The sequence below is a fragment of the Ruania halotolerans genome (genome assembly GCF_021049285.1).
In the GTDB taxonomy this organism is placed as follows: Bacteria; Actinomycetota; Actinomycetes; order Actinomycetales; family Beutenbergiaceae; genus Ruania; species Ruania halotolerans.
Genome location: NZ_CP088017.1, coordinates 3,900,857 through 3,920,495 on the forward strand (window position 1 = coordinate 3,900,857; position 19,639 = coordinate 3,920,495).

Below are 19,639 nucleotides of genomic sequence, written 5' to 3' on the forward strand. Positions count from 1 at the left end.
GGATAGGACCTTGTCCGCCCCCTGAAGGTGCAGCACGAACCGAGACGTCGCGAACGCCCGTCCCTCGGTCACCTCTCACTCAGCTCGATGCACGTCGCTGGACCAGCCCACTGTCAAGGCTGGGTGCTCGACGCGCGGCTCAGTGATAGCACGGAGCGGGTCGAAAGTCGGATACGCAGTACGCATCATCACCGCTGCCCAGCGGACCCCGACGTCCGTCACCCGATACTCCAGCGAAGTGATGCGAGGTTCGCTCGTCTGTGGGTCCCGGGAGCCGAGCCACGACACCACCGCGACATCCTGCGGCACCCGGAGGCCGGAGGCCCTCAGGGTGGTGATCGTGTCGCTGGCGATCGCGTCGTTGTCGACGACGACAGCGGTGGCGTCGTGGCCCAGGACCTCCCGCACCGCCCGGTGGACACCCTCGGTCCGGTCCAGCGATGCGTTCGCGATCACGATCGTGTGCGCTGGAGAACGGTGCGACCACTCAGTCAGTGCGCGACGGCGTTCGACGTTGGCCACCAATTCTGCCGGCCCGAGCACCCAGACAATCGTGCGGTGTCCGCGGCGGACCAAGTGATCTACCACGAGCGCCACCCCTTCGGCATTTCGCGGGTCGACCCGTGCCATGCGGTCGTCCGGCAGGGTCACGTGCTGATCGGCCGTCAGATCATCGACGATGCAGCCGACCGCGATCCCGCTATCGACCAGGTTCCCGAGGCGGGGATCATCGCGTTCGACATCGGAAAGAAAGATGCCATCTACCCGTCGCTCGGTGACCCACTCGGTATGCTGCCGGATCTCGTCCGAGGCGCTACCGACGAGCTTGACCAGGACGTCGAAGGGCGTTCCTTTGAGGGCCAGCTGGACTCCCACGAACAGGTCAAGGAAGTACGGATCGACCGTCGCCGTCTTCGGCGTCTGGCGCACCGCCCAGCCGAGCGTTCCTGTCTGGCCACGAGAGAGTGCTTGCGCCGCCGAGTTGGGTCGCCAGCCGCGGGCTCGAGCTAGCGCCACGATCGACTTTCGCCGCTCGGTGGACACGCCGGGCTCGCCCGACAAGGAGCGCGAGACAGTTGCCTTGCTGACGCCGGCCTCACGAGCGATGTCCTCGATGGTCGGACGGCGACCGCGGGGTCGCCCCTCGCCCGTTCGCGCGCTCGAGCTGCGCCTACTCATAGCCGCCCGCGCTTGCGCCGGGGCAGGCTTTCGCTCCGACCGGTTCGTGAACGCCATCGCATGTGCCGATGGTAGGCGCAACACTCACCACGCGCGGTGAGTGCGTTCAGGCGGACGCACGGGCGAAGGTTCGCGAGATGCGCATGCTGTTCGCCAGAATAGTCAGCACCGGATTCACACCACCGTTGGTGACGTGCGTCGATCCGTCGACCACGAGCACGTTCTCGCAATCCCACAGCCGCCCCATCGGATCTGTGACGGAATGCCGCGGATCATCTCCCATTCGGCAGGTACCGGCCTGATGTTGGCCGACACTGGGTGACGGCGCTCTCACCGAGGTGGCACGCATCGGACGCACCCGTATGGCGCCAGCGGCCGTCAGCCACTCGACCGCGGTGTCCGCCAGCCGTTCCTGCACTCGGTAGTCCTCGGTGTGTAGCGAACCACTCAGTTCCACTATGGACCGACCGTACACGTCGGCGCGTGACCGATCGATACGCACCCGTGCCGCGGCGGTGGTGACCTCCTGGACGGGCCCCATCACGCGGGCCATTCGAACCATCGCCGACTCCATCTCGCGCGAGGCGATCCTGGAACCTGGTTCAACCAGCCCGGTATCCAGGAGGTACCTGACGGTGTTCGCGGGCGTCGGTACGAACTCGTTGGCCAGCATGCCGCCACCAACGATGCCTGGGTTGTGATGGCGCGTATGCGTGAGAGCAACATCGGGGCCCGGCCCGACCAGATCCACCACTGGATCCTCGAACAGCGCAGTTGCTCCGCCGTAGAGGTGGCCCTGCAGGTGCCGTCCGACGTTGTCGCTATCGTTTCCCAACCCTCGAGGTGCCCCCTCCTGTGCCGAGTCGAGCAACAGCCGCGCGGTCTCGATCGCCCCGGCACCCAGCACGATGGCGTCTGCGCCGATAGTGCGCGTGCCATGGCCAACCGGACCACTCGCACTCACGCGCACTCCGGATGCCCGCTTGCCTGTTCTGTCCAGCAGCACGCGTGTGACTTGCGCGTGTAGCGCAATGGTGAGGTTCCCCGTTCCAGCAGCCTCAGGAATCATCGTGTTGTGCGTGCCTGCTCGTGCGTTCACAGGGCACTCGAACCCCACGCACTGCGAACATCGGATACATGCGGGGCGACCGGCGTGCGGACGAGAGTTGATCAGCAGAGGAACCGGCGTCGTCGGCCACCGCAGTCGGGCGGCTCCGTTCTGCAGTAGCCGCCCGATGTGAGACGCCGACAACGCCGGCAACCGCCACTCGGCCTTGGAACCGCTGGGCACCGCACCCGCGCCGGCTAAGCCAAGAGTTGCCTCGATCTCGTCGTAGTACGGGTCGAGGTCCTCCGTACCGATGGGCCAATCACGCAGCGCACTGCCGTCGGGCACACCATAGGTGCTCGCCATCGCAAAATCTTCCGCGGTGAACCGCCAAGCTTGGGCGCCGTAGAGGCGAGTCCCGCCGCCCAACGTCATGGCATTGTTCCCCCATCGGGGATCGTTCGCGCGCACCTGCTCCGTTCCGTCCCGCGTCGGGACTGTGCGCTGCTCTGAGGTCGTCGAGCTTGGCCCTCCGAAACTGTATAAGCCCGCCGAGGCACGGGGCGAACGCGCGTGGTCGCCAATCAGCTCAGCACTTCCAGGAAGGCCTCCTCGTTCGACCAAGAGCACCCGCCATCCAGCCGTGGCGAACTCACGCGCTGCGGTTCCACCGCCAGCTCCCGATCCCACGATCACGACGTCGTAGAAGGAGTCGAGCGCCGGGAGCTCCCGACAGGCGGCGCGAACACTATCGACTTCCTCGAAGGCGTCGGACGCTATGGGCGCAGGACGCCAACGGTCAGCCAGAAGGTGTAGTTCGGGTCCGACCACCTTCGCGCTCAACCCTTGCCGATACACGGCGTCGCCCGCCAGCGCGACCAGCGCCATGCGGAAGCCCTCGTCGTGCGGAGTACTCAGGTCCGGAAGTGCGGTCGCTCCACGCTCGGCAGCCACATCGTTCAGATATGCGCGAAGCAAGTCGCGGATGGTCGCGCGTCCCTCCGGGTCCAGCCGATCCGCAGCGATCACAGTCTGCAGCATGTGCTCAATGAGCAACTCGACGTCACTGGCCGGCAAGCGATCCTCCGATCCCGCCCAGACTGAAGTAGCGATTCAAAAATGCGAACACAACTATTGGTGGAAGCATCATCAGCACTGCGGCTGCCATCACCGGACCCCAATCCGTCGCGTTCTGCTGAAAGAAGGTCTGCAATCCGATCGGCAGCGTGAAGTTCGATGATGAGCGCAGAAATACCAATGCGATCAGATAGTCATTCCAGGCAAGCAAGAATGAGTAGATCGCCGTTGATAGGATGCCCGGCAACGAATTCCGGAGAACTACTCGAAAGAAGCTTCCGAATATCGAGCAGCCGTCCATCCATGCCGCCTCCTCGAGCGATACAGGGATACTGTCGAAGTACGCTGCCATCATCCACGTCGCCACAGTGACGGACATCGATACGTAGATGAATGTGATCCCCACCAACGAATCAACCATTCGGAACTGCGTAAACACGATGAAGAGCGGGATCACGAAGATGATCACCGGCAAGGACTGCACAACGAAGATTCCCAACGAAAATGCCGATACGGCGCGTGAGCGGCCACGAGAGATGACGTATCCAGCCGGCGCAGCCACGAGAACCGAGATCACAGTGGCGGTGAGGGTTGCCATCAAACTGTTCTGCAACCAGGTAAGTACACCAGTATCACCCAGCACATAGGCATACGACTCCAACGTCAGCCCCGTCGTGGACGACGAGACGAGCGGTCGCATGCTGAGGTAGAACACCACACCGATCGGGAACAGACACAGGGCAGCGAAGACACCCACCAGAACGGTCACATGCAGTCGCGGCGCGGGACGTTCATCGGCCAATGGGCGCTCGGCGGTGACAGACTTTCGTGCGGTCATGGTCAGTGCACCCTCCGGATGCTGCGGAAGAGAGCCAGCGAGATAGCAATGAGGGCTGCCGTCATCACGAACGCGATGGCGACCCCGGTGCCCGGCTGGAACGCCTGGAACACACGGTCGTAGGCCAGCACCACCAGAGTGGTCGTGGCGTCAACCGGACCGCCCCCGGTGAGCAGGAAGATCGTAGGAAAGTCGTTGATGGTGAACATCGACATCAGAACCCAGCTGATGTAAACCGATCGTGCCGTGAGTGGCAGCGTGATAGCAGTCAAGACTGTCCACTTACCCGCACCGTCCAACGTTGCCGCCTCGTACACCGTGGGATCGATTCCTTCGAGTGCGGCTGACATCATCACGAACATGAATGGGAAACTGATCCAGATCTTGAACAGGCACACGATCACCGCCGCAAGAGTCGGGTCCGCCAGGAAGAGCACATCTTCGAGCCCCACGGCCTCGAACAGCACAGGCAAGGGACTGCTCGAGGTGGCAACCAACCAGTTCCAACTCATCGTCGTCACGACCACGGGCACGATCCATGGCAGAAGCAGCAGAACCTTGAAAGTCGCTCGACCAACGAAGTAGCGCCGGAAGACCAGTCCCAGCGCATACCCGACGACCCAGCTTCCCAATACTCCCGCGACGGTGAAGATCGCGGTGAATCGCGCAGCGTTCCAGAAGCCGGGGTCGGTCAGGACAGTTCCATAGTTCTCGAGACCTACGAACGGACCCTGCTGGATCAGATTGCCTTGGTGTACGGACTGCACCGCGGCATAGAAGACGGGATACGCGTTCACCACCGCCATCAGAACCAACGCCGGCGCAGCCAGAGCTGCAAATGTCAAGGAACGGCGGGCGGCGTTCGTGGTCCGGACTGTCGTCGTCATGCTTACTTCCCAGCGGCCAGGAGCCCGTCAGCCCATCAGCTCTTCGATGTCAGCCTGAAGAGTCTCCAACAGCGGAAGCGCATCACTCTCACCCTGTACGACCCGCTGCACGAAGGACGCCATCGCACTACCCCCGTCCACCGAGTTCAGTGCGCCGAAGGCCTGCGGCGACTGCGCCGCAATCGTCTTGCCAACGGGCTGCCACTCCTCGATCGACTTGACCACGTTGGGGTTCTCAGTGATCTCAGGCAGCGCTGCCACCCGCTCAGTCACCGGCAGATCGATCATGACGCCATCGGTCCAGAACTTGTCCGTCTGGGCCGCGTACCAGGCCGCGAACTCTTCACCCGAGGCCTCGTCGGGGGTATCGGTATAGAGCATGATCGAGTTGATGTAGTACAGCGACCCGGTCAACCCGTTGGGACTCACGAGAGGGCTCGCTACCCGCACATCTTCGGCGACCTCGCCGCTCAGTACGCGGTCCAGGCCCGTCTGATGAAAGCCCATCCCCACGCGTCCGTTGGACCAGTCCGAGTCAAGGTTGTCTGCGTTGTAACTGACGCTCCGAGGATCGATGACTCCTTCGCGAACCAGTTCCAGGACAAACTCTAGAGTCTCCACGTTGGCCTCGTTGGTGACATCCGGTTCGGCGTTCTCGTTGAACAGACCACCACCATTGCTGATCATCAGTGACACGATCGTCTTCTGGGCATCCGTGGTGTCACTGCCGGCTGCGAGGCCGAGGCCGACGACGTCGATCTCCCGGAGTCGCTTCCCCACCTCCAAGAGTTCTGGCCAGGTCGTGGGTGGTTCGAGACCCGCATCCTGCAGAATCGACTCGCGGTACCAGAAGACCCGCAGGTCCAGGCCCCACGGGATTCCCGCGTAGCCCTGATCGGTGTTCATGGCGTCGAGGATTCCCGGTAAGAAGTCAGCCTTCCCATCCGCCTCAAGGAGGTCGATAGCCCCGTCCGCCGGCGCGACCGTGCCTTGCTCCAGAAAGAAGAACGGCTGGAATGACGCGCCCGTGCTGACCGCCGGGCCGGTGCCCGAGGCCACCGCTGACGTGAAGGTCTGGTACCAGTTTGCCCACGGGATGGATTGATACTGGACCGGATGGAGATCCCCCGGGTCGTACTCGGCTGCGATGGTCTCCGCAACCTCGGTGTACGGCGCCCCTGTCCCCCACACCATGTCCCAGAAGGTGAGCGATTCAAGCGAGGGCGACCCCCCGCCGTCGCAAGCCCCAAGAATCGGCGCCGCGGCAGTCGCCGCACCCAGCGCCAGGAAGTTTCGACGATTTGGACGGAAGTGTTTCGCGTCTGCGCGCATGTGAGCCCGTGTCTCCTTTGATCGGTGCTGAGTCCAAGCGTCACCGATCATCTACGTAACCGGTTACGTTCGACCCCACGAAATAATTACCGCTAGGCTAGCGACAGGTTTGCGGTTCGTCAATACGCCGCGCCGCAGCCCCCGAGAGACCCCCTTGCCGCACCTTTCGCCGACACGCCCGGTAACGGGACGAGCCGTTGGCACACGCTCGACAACCCGCACACGGGACGCGCCCCGGAAGGCCGACGAACGCGGCGCCACGCAAGGCGCTATGGCTGCACCACGCCCTACAGCCGACGACGACGCGCGCGCTGCGCACTGCGTCGACGACCCCGAGTGCACGCCCATCTGACAACCCGAAACGCGCGCCCGCGCCCGCCAGTACCGAGCCGACCGATCGTCGGCGGATCGTTCACTCTGCCTCAGCGACGGCGAGTTGCCAGTTGACCCCGAACCGGTCCTGCACCCAGCCGAACGGGCCGAACCCGTAGTCGTCGAGCGGCATGTGCTCTCGCCCACCCGCGGCCAAAGCGGTAAAGATCCGCTGCTGCTCTTCGCTCGACGGGCAGTCGACCCAAACGGAGACCGCAGGAGTGAAGTCCCATTCATGCGTGATCGCACTGTCGCTGCACCGGAATTTCTGCCCGGCAACGATGAACTCAGCCAGCAGGACGGTGCCCTCACCCCCGGGATCATCTGCACTACGGCGCTGGTCAGACAGGACGCGACCATCGTCGAAGAGGTCGACGTAGGTGCTCATTGCATCGGCGGCACTGGGGCCGGTAGCGGGTTGGAAGGTGAGGAACGGCACGGCCTGCATACGAGAAGACTCCGATCAGTTGACGAGGAACGGGCGATACGACCCACGAACACGTTAGGCAAGTCGATACTTGCCTGTCAAGAGATCGACACCGCTCATCGGCCAACAGTCCGCGCCCATCGAGCCGCTCCGTGGCAGTGCACTATCCGTGCGTGCGGGCCACCGCAGCGCGTCTCACGAGAGCGAATGCGTGGCAGTGAACACCCCTGCCGGATCCATGCGTGCCTTGACGGCTCGGAGCCGTTCGAGGGTGGCTGGCGGGTACATCGCGGCGGTGATCTCGGGGCCATGGTCGAGGGAGAAGTTGCCGTAGATCCCGTGGCCACGGCCGAGCGCGCCCGCCTGCGCCTCTCGGACGCCGGCGATCGCTTCCTCGGGCGCATCTGGGGGCAGCAGGGTGTTAACCACGGCCAGCACCTTGGCGTCACGGTGGGCGAAGGCCGTTTCCTCGGCACTGATCCGGCCGAAGGCACCACCAAGCCCGCGCAGCAGCATCATCGTCGGCGCATCGCCCGCAGCCAGTGCGGCGAGGCTGTCCATCGTCTCGGCTGCCAGGCCGCGCAGCATCCGGTTCGCGCTGACGAAGGTCACCGGAATGTCGTCCGGCGGCGGTGGGCCGAGCAGGTCCTGATACGCGCAGGGTTCGATGCTCTGTGAGCGCAGGCCCTCAACTGCGAGCAGCGGCGCAACCAGCTCGCGCGCCTGTTCCTGAGTCCCGTCCATCACCAGGTAGACCATCCCGCCGGCCGGGAACTGCGGGCTGATGGCAGGCATCACGGCGAGCGTCGAATTCACCGCGTCGGGTGCGTCGGCCATCACCTCCCACCACGCCTGCATCAGCGCGCGGGTCGCCGATGGCTCGTAGGTGAGCTCGGCATGCACCAGCGCCGGGGCGGGCGCCGCCTCGACGCAAAACCGCGTGACGACGCCGAAGTTCCCGCCACCACCGCGCAGCGCCCAGAACAGCTCCGGATCTTCGTCGGCGCTGACCGTGCGGATCGCACCGTCCGCAGTGACCAGCTCGATCTGCCGGACCGCGTCAATCGCCAGCCCATGACTGCGAACCAACCATCCGATACCGCCGCCAAGTGCCAGTCCTCCGACCCCCACGGCCCCGGTGTCCCCCGACGTGATCACCAGGTCGTACGGCGCGAGCGCCTCAGCCACCTGCTCCCACCGTGCGCCGGCCCCGAGCCACACGGTCGTTCCGGAGATATCAATCTCATCCAGAGCCGAGAGGTCGATCAGCGCCCCGTCCGCACACGGGGCGCTCCCGTGTCCACCCGAGCGGACCCGGATAGCGAGGCCGGCAGTCGTACAGGCACTGACGGCGGCAGCTACCTCGCCGGTGGTGCGAGGCCGGAGCACCACCTCAGGCGTGGAGGCGACTCGAAAGAGGTGAGCGCCGGCGTCGTACTCGGGCGTTCCTGGGAAATGAGCGATAGGCGCGACGGAGGCGGGCAGGTCGATGATCGGCATGACGCCACTGTGGCATGAGCCACTGACACGCCCCCAGGGATTTCTCCGGGGCCGTGGGTGCGTTCAGTCGCGGGCCGTGAGCACCAGCGGGCCGTCCGGGGTGATGGCGACGGTGTGCTCGGAGTGCGCTCCGCGGGAGCCGTCCTTCGAGCGCAGCGTCCATCCATCGGGGTCGGTGTAGATCTCGTTCGTGCCGGTCATGAACCACGGCTCGATCGCGATCACGAGGCCAGGGCGAAGTCGTAGGCCACGCCCGGCCCGGCCGGCGTTCGGGATGTGCGGTTCGCCGTGCATCTCCCGGCCCACGCCGTGGCCACCGAAATCGGTGTTCACGGTGTACCCGTAGGCGTCAGCGACTTCACCGATGGCGGCGGAGATGTCACCGATCTTGTTGTCCGCTTGCGCCGCCTCGATGGCAGCGGCCAGCGCCTCCTCGGTAGCGCGAATGATGCGCTGGTCCTCCGCCCTGGGGGTACCGACGATGATGCTGCGTGCCGAGTCGCTCACCCACCCATCGATGCTGACGGCGAAGTCGACCGAGAGCAGGTCGCCGTCCTTGAGCACATAGTCGTTCGGCAGGCCGTGCAGCACCGCATCGTTGACAGAGGTGCACAGCACCTTCCCGAACGGGCTCGCGCCGAAGGAGGGGTGGTAGTCGATGTAGCACGAGGTGGCGCCCTCCTCGCGGATCATTCGATGGGCGAGGGCGTCCAGGTCATTCAGCGAGACGCCCACGTCGGCCGCATCGGCGAGTGCGTTCAGCACTCGACCCACGAACGCACCAGCAGGACGCATCGCCTCGATCTCGGCGGGAGTCTTCAACTCGATCACATCGCTACCCTAACTGCCGATCGGCGAGGGCGGGTGGCGGGGCGTGCTCCAGGAGCGCCGCCAGGTCGGTGCCTGCGCGCAGCAGCGCGAGCATCTGCTCTGCCAGCGACTGCAGCCTGCGCTCCAGTACCGCTCCGGGATCGCCCACGGCGGCGGCGGTGTGCAGTGCCACCATGGCCTCCCGCACATCGGGAATCCGGTAGCCGGCCGCCCGCAGCGCCGCCACGATTCGTGCGTCCCGGACTGCGGCAGGTGGATAGAGCCGAGCCCGGCGGCGAGTCACGCGCTCCGGCACCAGCAAGTCCTCCCGCTCCCAAAAGCGCAGCGTCGAGGCACGCACGCCGAGTGCACCGGCGAGCTCGGTGATCGTCATCGCATCAGCATCAGCATCAGCATCGGCTGGAGACTCGGACGCGGCCTGGGTGGCCGCGAGCGCGCGCTGCGCCATCAGGGCCTCGGTCCGCGCTGCAACAAGCTCCAGGTGGAGGGCCGCGATCGTGGCCACGGCCTCAGGCAAGGCGTGTGAGCTGAGGGTGCTCATCACCCGGCGCGCACGGACCGGTCCGACGGCGGAGGCTAAGTCTCCGTAGGCATGGAGAGCGAGCACGTGCCGGGCCCCGAACTGTCGGTACCCATTCGCTGCGCGGTCCGCGGGCGGGAGGACGCCGAGGCGTTCCAGATCACGCACCTGCTGCACCGAACAACCCGCCCTGTCGGCTATCTGTGCGGTGCTCAGCGCCGCGACCTTCTGCACACTCAACCCTCCATAAGCACTTCAACTTCACACTTGAACCATGAGCTCAACGATGCACCAGATTCTGACCACTGTGCGCACATTCGAGGGTGTGCTGGAACTTGCCCCGACCGAAGGTGACCCCTATCCGGAGCTGGTCTGGGGCGATCACTTCTTCTACTTCTCGCCCAGCGGGGCCATCCCAATGCGCGAGCAGCCCTACGCAACCATCATCACGAAGAACTATCCGGATGATGTTGCCTCGAATCTGGACCCTGCGGGCCGCTGGCGGCTGAACATCCACGTGGGTCGCCGGCGGTTCACCGAGCTGACCGGTGCGGCGCCTCGAGCCACCGTGGACGTGGACGTGAGCGAGGCAGACCGTCCTTCCCCATCCCCTGTACGCGGCGCTCGGTTGGGTCTGCGTGGTCAATCCTGCGAGCACCCTCGATACGGTCCTGTTCCTCGTGCGGCAGGCGCATGAGGATGCGCGCCGGCGCAAGGAGCGCCGCCGCTGATTGGCAGCGGCGGCCGGCAGCGGGTGAGTGGGGGCGATGGGTGACGGCGGTGGCAACCAGCACCGATCGCGCCGCTTGAGGTGAACATCACGCGAATCCTGGCCCCGAGTCGGTGTGTCTGGCCGCTTCGCGGTTCTCGATCAGCCATGATGGCTGCAGACAGAGCGAAGGCCCCTCGGAGTAGGCGTCCGAGGGGCCTTGCTCGTTCTCTTGACACTCAGCGGCTGGATGTCCGCCAGCGCCGCCCGGAGGGGGCGTCGCGATCAGGAGAACTCATCCGTCCGGGCCATCACGGCTGTGGGTGCATCCATACCCTCCGCCCGTGGCACGAATGCCAGGGCAGTCACCGGTGGAATCCGGGCCGGACTCGAGTTCGTCGACCGGGTGTGCCACTCCTCAGCGTCCCGACGAATGACACGAACGCTCTGGTACCGAAGCCGAAACTTCGCCACCATCGCGATGCACATCCCGAGCGTCCCCGGGTTGTACGCCGAGTGGTTCGGCAGGTCCGTCCGGGATGTTCGGGTGCCGACCCAGTTGCCCGGATCTGCACCGCCCCTGCTCCCGGGATCACTTCCCTTGGAACCTCTCGGTTGTGATCGTCCAGTCTCTCCTCGGCAACGGCGCCCGAGGCGGTCTCCCGCGCTCAACGCATGTCTCGCTGCCCGGAGGCGGCGATCCAAACCCTCACCAAGAACGCATCGTGACCTCCGCCTCACCTCGGAGGCTGGTTGCCCAGCCGCTTCGGTGATCCGTCAGTCTCGACACTCGATCTGCACTCTCACGTCACCGCCCGTGCCGCGATCTCTCGCCGTACGGTTCGGCCACATCCACTGGATCTCCCGCTCCCGTGTGCCGGCTCGTCTTCCCTGGTCCGCTGATCGGGTTGCCCCGTCCGGCTCGCCATGGATCTCGAACCCGCATCGAGGAACGTGTTGTTCCTGCTTCTGCGACCGAGTCGGTGAACTCGATGACCTACGTGTAGTCCCGTTGCGGGAGCGACGCAAGGGATTCTGTGAGGGAAATCTCATGCACATGATGCCCACACCATTGTCCACAGGCTGACCTGCGACGATGCGTATTGTGCACAACGCTGTGGACAACTTTTGTGCATAGCATCCGCCTTCGGGCCGCTCACCTCGGCTTGGGCAACTCGCCCCGCAGGAGCGCGTCGCCCAGCGCCGTGCGCCGGTACTGCACCCCTCGGCCGCTACGTCTGCTGCTCACGAGCCCTGCGCTGGCCAGCACACCTAGGTGGTACGAGATGGTCGACTCTGTCGGGCCTTCGATCCGGCTCAAGGCCCGGGTGGTCTGCGCGGCGTCGAGCCGCGCCAGCACCGCGAGGCGCGTCCTTCCCACCAGAGCCTCGAGCGCATGGTTTCGCCGGATGGACGGTTCCACAGTCCATAGGCGAGCAGTCCCGCGGGCGGCATAGGTGATGACCGGGCTGAACGGTCTTTCGGCAGAGAACAGGGTCCGGCGGGACTGCACCGAGCAGGGGACGAAGACGAGACCGTCGATCGGCCACTCGATGATCTCCTCGAAGCTGCGGTCGACCAGTAACTCCGACCCCGTCCAGGTGAGATCCTCCCCCAGATCGGGCAGCACCGGTTGGAAGCCCTTCGCCGCCAACTGCCCTGCGCGGTAGGCCACATCCCCCTCGAGGACCTCCACGACCGATCCCCAGTCCTCCGCCATGGCCACCGCGAAGAACGCCTCCATGGCACGGGCGGCTTCTCCGGCGATGGAACCTGGATCCCGATCAAGCAGGTCACCGAGGATCCGTGGCATTGGCCGACGCCATGCCGCGTACGCCTGGACCGTTCCGAACTGGGCTGCGAGGTCGTCGCGAATGGGGCGACCAGCCAGGCCCACGTCCAAATGCGCAACGACCACCTCCGCAGGAGTGGACGCGATCTGATCGACCACTGACCCGAGGTCGGCCCGCACACCCTCCGGCCGTGGGATGAGGAAGTCCGGCACGTGGGGATGCCGGCCCGGCACCAGAGCGTGCAACAGCTCCAGGGTGCGCGGGTCCAACTGCGCTCGAGCCTTGGCGTGCCAGCGCTGGGCGTGCGGCAAGTCCTTGCGCTCTCGAACCCGCAGCGTCCCCACGATCTCGTGAGCGACGGAGATCGCGAACCTGGAGCGCGCGAGCGTGTGGGCGTCCACCCGAAGTCTGATCACGGTCCCCCACCTCCTTGTCCGCCAACGACCGATCGCCAGCCTCGTCCACGTACCTTCTCATTGACCCGAAGCCTTCTACTTCGTCGCGAGGTTTCGATCCTGCTCAAATCTCTGGAACTGCGCCCGACCGCCTGCGACTGTGCTCTCGGGCGGGTCGAACGACGGTGGCTGAACGGCGCTAGCACCCTGGATAGCCACAGCCCCCGTACCGACTTCGGGAGGAACGTCCGTTGGGAACAATCAGCAACTCCACGTTCGTCGGCCTCGACGGCGTCATCAACGACATGGGCCGGCGGCACGTCGACTACATCGACTACATCGACGATGAATTAGTACGTCGCCTCGACGACGCTCACCGAGCCGACCCGGCAGCACATCACCGTCCTGACGGGGGACCTGTTCGACGAGATGCACCTGTGGGCGCACCCTCACTCACCGGCGTCGGCGAGCCGTCCGACCCGCTGATTCGACAGGGTCTCAACAAGCGGCTCCACCGATCCCGGACCCGCACCCTCGAATCCGGCGTCGTCGTCCTGACCCTCACCAATCCCGACGCCTGAGAGCGCCAGCCGACGGCGTCTCGGGACCGGCCGAACACCACAACCGCATGACCAAGGAGCAAGAGATGAAACTGACCGTACACACCTTCCTCACTCTCGATGGCGTCATGCAAGGACCGGGGGCGACCGACGAAGACGAGAGCGACGGTTTCGCTCTCGGCGGCTGGATGGTCCCGCTGGCCGACGCCGCGATGGATCGCATCGTCGCCGACTGGTTCGAGCCCGCCGACGAGATCCTGCTCGGTCGTTCGACATACGACATGATGCAGGCGTACTGGTCCGAGGTCACCGATCCAGACAATAAGGTTGCCACCGCTCTGAACGGGCTGCCCAAGCACGTCGTCTCCACCACCCTCACCGAGCCCACCTGGCCTGACACGTCGGTGATCTCCGGCGATGTGATCGATGCCGTAGCGGCCCTCAAGGCCAAGCCCGGCCGGGAGCTCCAGGTGCACGGGAGCTGGCGCCTCGCCCGCACGCTGCACGACGCCGGCCTGGTCGACGAGTACCGACTGTTGGTCTTCCCCGTCGTCGTGGGCCAGGGCAAGCGCCTCTTCGACGAGGACGCCGCCCCGTCGTCCTACCAGCTGGTGCACAGCGAGATCCTCAGCACGGGCGCCATCCACCAGGTGCTCCGCCCGCGAGCACTCGACCTCGGCGACTTCGTCGTCCGTGGCGGCAAGCACGCCGTCGCCTGACCACACCACCTCCGCGAAGACCTACGAGAAAGCCATCCATGCGCAAAGTCGTTCTCTACACCCTGACCTCCATCGACGGTGTCGCCGAGTCTCCGGACCGGTACGTCCTCGACTTCGACGACCGGATGCGCGAGAACCTCGCACACGTCGTCAGTACCCAAGATGCGGTGATCCTCGGACGGCGCAGCTTCGACGACTGGGCCGGCTACTGGCCCAGTTCTACTGAGGCTCCGTTCGCGCCGTTCATCAACGGCGTGGACAAGTATGTCCTCACCTCCACGGAGCCGGCGCTCTCCTGGGACCGGACCACGATGGTCACCCGTCCAGTACGGAAGCTCGTCAATGAGCTCAGGTCGCAGGCCGGCGGCGATATCGGCGTGCATGGCAGCATCAGCCTGGCGCAGTCGATGCTTGTTGACGGGTTGATCGATGAGCTCCGCCTGGTCGTCACCCCCACGGTGGCCGGACGCGGGCGCCACCTCTTCGACGGTGCGGCATCTCGCCGGCAGCTCACGCTGCTGGAATCCGAGGCCACCCCGTCCGGTGCGCTCCTGCTGTGTTACCGCGTGGCACCTACCGCACTCGACTAGCGCACCCGCCGCTACCGCCGGCGCACCTGCCACGATCCGCCGGGTATCGGATCACCCGTCGTGGCGGGTGCGCTCGGTACGATCGCTGGTATGCCTGACCAGCCACGTCTCGTGGTCGCCGCAGCGATCGTCGACGACCTCGACTCTCCCACCCAGCTTCTCGCCGCACGCCGGAGCGCGCCGAAATCTCTCGCCGGTCAGTGGGAGTTCGCAGGCGGCAAGGTGGAAGAGAACGAACGTGACGTTGACGCCTTACATCGCGAGTTGGCCGAGGAACTGGGCGTGCAGGTGCAGCTCGGCCGTCGGGTGCCGGGTCCGACCGGCACGGATGGGGATAGGGATGGCTCAGATTGGCCAATCCTGCACGGCCACGCCATGCGGATCTGGTTCGCCGTCATCACGGGCGGCACTCCAGAGCCGCTCGCCGACCACGATGCGCTGCGCTGGCTCCCGCTCACCGATCCGTACGGCGTGAGCTGGCTTGAGCCGGATCTTCCGATCGTGACGGCAGTGCACACGCTCGCCACCAGAGGGCCGGTGCGCTGAGCACGTGGCCACACTCGGGTTTTCCGACTGATTCGCGGCACCTGTCACAAAGTGGCAGGATGGCATAGTGCCCAAGATCATCGGCTCCACGCTCGCCGAACACCGCGAGCATGTGCGGACCCAGTTGTTCGGCGCCCTCTCCCGATTGATGACCGAATCAGGCTTCGATGCCGTCAGCCTCGCCGATATCGCCGCGGCCGCCGGCGTTGGCCGCACGTCCGTGTACAACCACTTCCCGGACAAAGAGTCGCTCCTGATCAGCTTTATCGAGCACGAGACGTCCAAGTACGTCGCCGACCTCCGAGCCTCTTTGGCCGATGTGGAGGATCCGGAGAAGCAGCTCCGCGTCTATGTACGCGAGCAGATCAACCTCAAGACCGTGTACCACTTGGCCCCGGGGCCAGATCTCCGTTCCGTCGTCTCCCACGGCACCCAGCTCCGACTACGGGACCACGTCTCGCAGGTGGCGGAGCTCCTCGCCGCAATCCTGCGCGCAGGGATCGCCTCGGGGCGCCTCCCCGATCAGGACGTCAGCGCCGTCGTCCCGCTGATCAACTCCTGCCTGTCCGGCCGCACCTTCCCCGAGAACGAACCGGACCGGAGCCGGGCGATCGACGCGACCGAGAGCTTTGTCCTACGGGCTGTAGGTCTACGCGAGGGTGTGCTGACACCCGCCTGAACTCACCCCGCTACCGGCTCTGCCCGATCTTTCTCATTCGTTCATACGGGCCCGTACGTCACCGAGGCGCTCGGCCAATCGCAGGATCGCCGCACTGCCGTCCGGCGGACCGTCCGGACCTTCCACTCCGACCACTGGAATGCGCGTGGCGCCCGCCGCGACGCAGCCGGCGATCGCCTCCGTCAGCTCGTCCGGGTCTGCCTCCACAGAAACCGTGAGGAATGTCGTCACATCGAAGGTGCCGGTGCGCCCACTGGCCCGGTGAGCGGCCCGGGCCCGCTCAGCACCCTCGGCGAAGTCTCGTATCAAGATCACACCGTCGCCATACTCCCCAGCCACCTGCAGCGTCTTCGGTCCTTCCGCACCGATCAACAGTGGGGGACATTCCTGAGGTGGCCACCGCAGCTGCACGTCCGTCAACGTCACATAGGTGCCGCTGACGGTCACCGACTCACCCTCAAGCAAGGCCCGCAGGGCGCTCGTGTGCTCACGCAGCAGCGTCAACGGTGACCGCACCCGAGCTCCCACCTGCCCCATCCAGGGGAGGATCCCGTGGCCGAATCCGGGCAGGAACCGGCCCGGGTAGAGCCGCTCGAGCGTCGCCACCTCCATGGCAGTGAGGGCTACGTTGCGCAATGGCACCGGCACCAGGCCGATGCCCACGCGTATCCGCTCAGTCGACGCAAGCAGCGCCGCGGCTGCACCGATCCCCGACTCGGCGAAGCAGTCCTCCCACAGCCACACCTCGTCCAGCCCGGCACGCTCCGCCGCATGAGCAGCGACAGGAAATCGCTCCGGAGGCTGGTCCGGCGGAATGATCAGTCCGATGGAAACCATGACCGCACCGTAGCGCCCCGCGCCGACACCGGCAGGTGCGCTACTCTCGAGCAAGGCCTTGTAAGTTAGGCATACCTCACTTACAGTGATGACAGATCGTCACGACAATCTGTCATCAACTCGATGGGGTGCCATGTCACTCGTTACCGCTGCTGTTCCCGTGAGCACGCTGCTCCGCGAGGCCACCGCGCAGGCCCACGAACGCGCAGAGAACACTGGCTTCGTTCAGCACTTGATCTCCGGACGTCTCACCATCACCGCGTTCACGGCGCTGGTAGCCCAGCATCACGCCATCTACACCGCGCTCGAAGCGTTGGGCAGCAGGGTGCGTGATCAGCGTGGCGCCGAGGCTCTGGTGCGCCCCGAGCTCGCCCGAACTGCAGCACTCGCCCGCGATCTCGCCTACCTGACCGCTGAGCATCCGGTACCGCCGGCACTGGCTGCCACCCGCGCCTACGTCGCGCGGCTGGACGAGTTGGACGATCTGCCGTGCTACGCCGCACACGCCTATACCCGCTACCTCGGCGACCTCTCCGGCGGGCAGATCATCAAGACCATGATGCAGCGCCACTACGGAATGGACGAGCACGGCCTGAGTTTCTACACATTCGAGCAGATCGAGAAGATCCCGCCATACAAGGCCGCCTACCGCGCAGCCCTCGATGCACTCGACGTGGACGAGGAAGCACGCACCCGCCTCGTCGCCGAGGCGCGAGCAGCGTTCGCGTTCAACGAGGCCGTATTCACTGAACTCGGCGAACTGCACCCGCCTGAACGCTGAAGAAGCTGCGCCCGCGAGTCACCCGAAGAGCGGCAGTTCCAGCTCACTCGCTCCGCCGGGCACCACCCGCACGGGGATGCCCCAGTCCTGCTGTGCCAGGTGACAGGCCGGGAACTCCACGGACGGATCGCCGTCACAGGCGGCTGCCCGGGCGCTCACGTGCAGGACCCCCTCACCCTCGGTCAGGTGCAATTCTCGCGAGAGGTCGGTGTCCTGTCCATGCCCCCACGCCAGCAGTGACGGCGGCGTGGCGGCCACGCTCACCTGGGTGGCCGGACCGTACCGCTCGTCCAGCGTCGTGCCGGGCGCTGGCGTGAATAGCACTCGCAGTTCCACCTGCGCACCCACCTCGGTGACTGGACGTTGCATGCGGTGCGCGTCGCCGTCGTGCGCCACTGCGGCGCCGAGTGGGACTCGGGTGAGCCGGTGCGCGGCCGACTCCACCACCAGCAGGTGCCCGTCGGCCAGCAGCAGTCCAGACGGCTCAGCAAGGTCACTCGCGAGGGTGGTCACCTCCCGGGTGAGGGGATCGTAGCGGCGCACCGCGCCGTTGTAGGTGTCCGCGACGGCGATGCTCCCGTCCCCGAGCACGCACACGTCCAGCGGGTGCTGCAGCAGCGCGGTGCCGGCTGGCCCGTCGCGGTGACCGAACTCGAATAGCCCCTCCCCGACGGCGGTGCTCACCTCCCCGCTGAAACCACCGGTGAACTGCGCCAACCGCAGTGCCGAGGTCTCGGCGTCAGCGAGCCAGACCTGCCCGTCCGCGCCAGCTGCGAGCCCCGACGGCTGGGCGAACCACGCCTGGCTGAGTTCGCCGTCCACGAGGCCCTCGTGCATCGTGCCGCCGATGGGCTCAAGACGATCCTGCTCGTCATCGAGCGCCCATAGCGTGTGCGTGCCGGCCATCGCCACGAGGACCGCGCCGAGTCGTGGCACCCAGGCGACGTCCCACGGGGAGGAGAGATTCTGCCGGAGCCGGTCCGGCAGACGGTGGTCGGGATCGACGTTGTCGGGCGCGCCCACCCGGTAGGGCCTGCCTGTTCCGGCCACCGTGTGCACCGCTCCGTCGGACAGCCGCACCCCGCGGATCAGGTGGTTCACGGTATCGGCGACCACCACGTCGTATCCGAGCCGCTCGCGCAGCTCCGGCGGCAGCAGGCACAGTCCGTTCGGTTCGTTGAACGAGGCTCCGTTCAGCACGCCGTCCTGGGCCCCGCGCTCACCGGACCCGATCCGGCGAACCAGCATCTCGCCGTCAGGAGTCAGTTCAGCGAGCGAATGATGCCCGGCATCGGCCACCAGCAGGTTTCCGTTGGGAAGCCGCAGCGCCTTGGCAGGAAAACGCAGCAGGGTCGACGGCGGATCGGGCGGAACGTACGGCCCCTCGCCACGGTGCAAGGTGCCTCGGGCCTCATGCTCGGCGATCAGCTCATCGAGCAACCGGCCGAGCGCGGGGGCGTGCCCCTCCCCGGCCACCTGGGCCACCACATACCCGTCCGGGTCGATCACCACCAACGTGGGCCAGGCGCGGGCGGTGTAGGCCGTCCAGGTGGTCATCTCGGCGTCGTCGAGCACCGGATGTGCCACGCCGTAGCGTTCCACGGCTGCCGCAAGAGCGGCAGGGTCGGCCTCATGGGCGAATTTCGGGGAATGCACGCCCACGATCACCAATTCTTCGCGGAACCTCTCCTCGAGCTCGCGCAGCTCATCAAGTACGTGCAGGCAGTTGATGCAGCAGAACGTCCAGAAGTCGAGGATCACCACCTTGCCGCGCAGGTCGGCAAGGGTCAGCTCGGCGCCGCCGGTGTTCAGCCAACCGCGGCCGGCTAATTCGGAGGCGCGCACGCGGGGCAGCCGAGACTCTGATTCCGTCACCGGGGCAGCGTACGACGCCTCAGATCAGCAATAGGTGCGCCGCCGGGACCCCGGACGAGGTTGACGCTCGCTCTCGCCTCGCGCGAGATAGTTATCCGATTGCAATCGTTCTCACGTTGCGCGCCCCGGCACTGGCCTAGGGTC

18 protein-coding genes and 1 pseudogene are annotated in these 19,639 nt (G+C 65.9%); 7 read left to right on the forward strand and 12 right to left on the reverse strand.

The window, feature by feature from the left end; all coding sequences use genetic code 11:
• Positions 1-75: 75 nt before the first annotated feature.
• The 9 genes from LQF10_RS17645 to LQF10_RS17685 all read right to left on the reverse strand — a co-directional run bounded on the left by LQF10_RS17645 (position 76) and on the right by LQF10_RS17685 (position 10,245).
• The gene (locus LQF10_RS17645) at positions 76-1,236 is read right to left on the reverse strand and encodes a LacI family DNA-binding transcriptional regulator (RefSeq protein WP_354002602.1); all 1,161 of its coding nucleotides are present in this window, start codon (positions 1,234-1,236) and stop codon (positions 76-78) included.
• A 49-nt stretch (positions 1,237-1,285) separates the two neighbouring features.
• The gene (locus tag LQF10_RS17650; protein WP_231065118.1) at positions 1,286-3,304 is read right to left on the reverse strand and encodes a GMC oxidoreductase; all 2,019 of its coding nucleotides are present in this window, start codon (positions 3,302-3,304) and stop codon (positions 1,286-1,288) included.
• Positions 3,291-4,142, reverse strand: coding sequence for a carbohydrate ABC transporter permease (locus LQF10_RS17655; protein ID WP_231065119.1), 852 nt, complete (start codon positions 4,140-4,142; stop codon positions 3,291-3,293). Before LQF10_RS17655 ends, LQF10_RS17650 begins: the two co-directional genes overlap by 14 nt.
• A gap of 2 nt (positions 4,143-4,144) precedes the next feature.
• Entirely contained in the window at positions 4,145-5,029 is an 885-nt protein-coding gene (locus tag LQF10_RS17660; RefSeq protein WP_231065120.1) for a carbohydrate ABC transporter permease, read from the reverse strand.
• 27 nt (positions 5,030-5,056) lie between these two features.
• Positions 5,057-6,223 carry an ABC transporter substrate-binding protein gene (locus tag LQF10_RS17665; protein ID WP_231065121.1) on the reverse strand — a complete coding sequence of 389 codons (1,167 nt, stop codon included), beginning with the start codon at positions 6,221-6,223 and terminating at the stop codon, positions 5,057-5,059.
• A 550-nt stretch (positions 6,224-6,773) separates the two neighbouring features.
• A complete protein-coding gene (locus LQF10_RS17670; RefSeq protein ID WP_231065122.1) occupies positions 6,774-7,181 on the reverse strand; it encodes a VOC family protein in 408 nt (135 codons plus the stop codon).
• A 174-nt stretch (positions 7,182-7,355) separates the two neighbouring features.
• Complete coding sequence (locus LQF10_RS17675) at positions 7,356-8,660, reverse strand: FAD-binding oxidoreductase (protein ID WP_231065123.1); 1,305 nt, start codon at positions 8,658-8,660, stop codon at positions 7,356-7,358.
• Positions 8,661-8,723: 63 nt separating this feature from the next.
• Entirely contained in the window at positions 8,724-9,491 is a 768-nt protein-coding gene (map, locus tag LQF10_RS17680; protein WP_231065124.1) for a type I methionyl aminopeptidase, read from the reverse strand.
• Positions 9,492-9,495: 4 nt separating this feature from the next.
• Positions 9,496-10,245: a MerR family transcriptional regulator gene (locus tag LQF10_RS17685; protein ID WP_231067377.1), complete on the reverse strand. Its 750-nt coding sequence runs from the start codon at positions 10,243-10,245 to the stop codon at positions 9,496-9,498.
• A 52-nt stretch (positions 10,246-10,297) separates the two neighbouring features.
• On the opposite strand from LQF10_RS17685, the pseudogene LQF10_RS17690 reads away from it, so the two are divergent.
• Positions 10,298-10,742, forward strand: a pseudogene (locus LQF10_RS17690) (DUF6194 family protein).
• Between the two features lie 1,134 nt (positions 10,743-11,876).
• Here the strand turns inward: LQF10_RS17690 and LQF10_RS17695 are convergent.
• Positions 11,877-12,929, reverse strand: a complete 1,053-nt coding sequence (locus LQF10_RS17695) for an ArsR/SmtB family transcription factor (protein WP_231065125.1) — start codon at positions 12,927-12,929, stop codon at positions 11,877-11,879.
• 230 nt (positions 12,930-13,159) lie between these two features.
• On the opposite strand from LQF10_RS17695, the gene LQF10_RS17700 reads away from it, so the two are divergent.
• The 5 genes from LQF10_RS17700 (at position 13,160) to LQF10_RS17720 (ending at position 16,002) form a co-directional block, all read left to right on the forward strand.
• Entirely contained in the window at positions 13,160-13,489 is a 330-nt protein-coding gene (locus LQF10_RS17700; RefSeq protein ID WP_231065126.1) for a hypothetical protein, read from the forward strand.
• A gap of 65 nt (positions 13,490-13,554) precedes the next feature.
• Complete coding sequence (locus LQF10_RS17705; RefSeq protein WP_231065127.1) at positions 13,555-14,187, forward strand: dihydrofolate reductase family protein; 633 nt, start codon at positions 13,555-13,557, stop codon at positions 14,185-14,187.
• Between the two features lie 38 nt (positions 14,188-14,225).
• Complete coding sequence (locus LQF10_RS17710; RefSeq protein WP_231065128.1) at positions 14,226-14,777, forward strand: dihydrofolate reductase family protein; 552 nt, start codon at positions 14,226-14,228, stop codon at positions 14,775-14,777.
• 90 nt (positions 14,778-14,867) lie between these two features.
• A complete protein-coding gene (locus tag LQF10_RS17715) occupies positions 14,868-15,323 on the forward strand; it encodes a (deoxy)nucleoside triphosphate pyrophosphohydrolase (protein WP_231065129.1) in 456 nt (151 codons plus the stop codon).
• Between the two features lie 67 nt (positions 15,324-15,390).
• Positions 15,391-16,002: a TetR/AcrR family transcriptional regulator gene (locus LQF10_RS17720; RefSeq protein ID WP_231065130.1), complete on the forward strand. Its 612-nt coding sequence runs from the start codon at positions 15,391-15,393 to the stop codon at positions 16,000-16,002.
• Positions 16,003-16,035: 33 nt separating this feature from the next.
• On the opposite strand, the gene LQF10_RS17725 is transcribed toward LQF10_RS17720, so the two are convergent.
• Complete coding sequence (locus LQF10_RS17725; protein ID WP_231065131.1) at positions 16,036-16,839, reverse strand: LLM class flavin-dependent oxidoreductase; 804 nt, start codon at positions 16,837-16,839, stop codon at positions 16,036-16,038.
• 133 nt (positions 16,840-16,972) lie between these two features.
• On the opposite strand from LQF10_RS17725, the gene LQF10_RS17730 reads away from it, so the two are divergent.
• Positions 16,973-17,620, forward strand: coding sequence for a biliverdin-producing heme oxygenase (locus LQF10_RS17730; RefSeq protein WP_231065132.1), 648 nt, complete (start codon positions 16,973-16,975; stop codon positions 17,618-17,620).
• 18 nt (positions 17,621-17,638) lie between these two features.
• Here LQF10_RS17730 and LQF10_RS17735 read toward each other — a convergent pair whose 3' ends face one another.
• The gene (locus LQF10_RS17735) at positions 17,639-19,495 is read right to left on the reverse strand and encodes an NHL domain-containing thioredoxin family protein (protein WP_231065133.1); all 1,857 of its coding nucleotides are present in this window, start codon (positions 19,493-19,495) and stop codon (positions 17,639-17,641) included.
• Between the last annotated feature and the right edge of the window lie 144 nt (positions 19,496-19,639).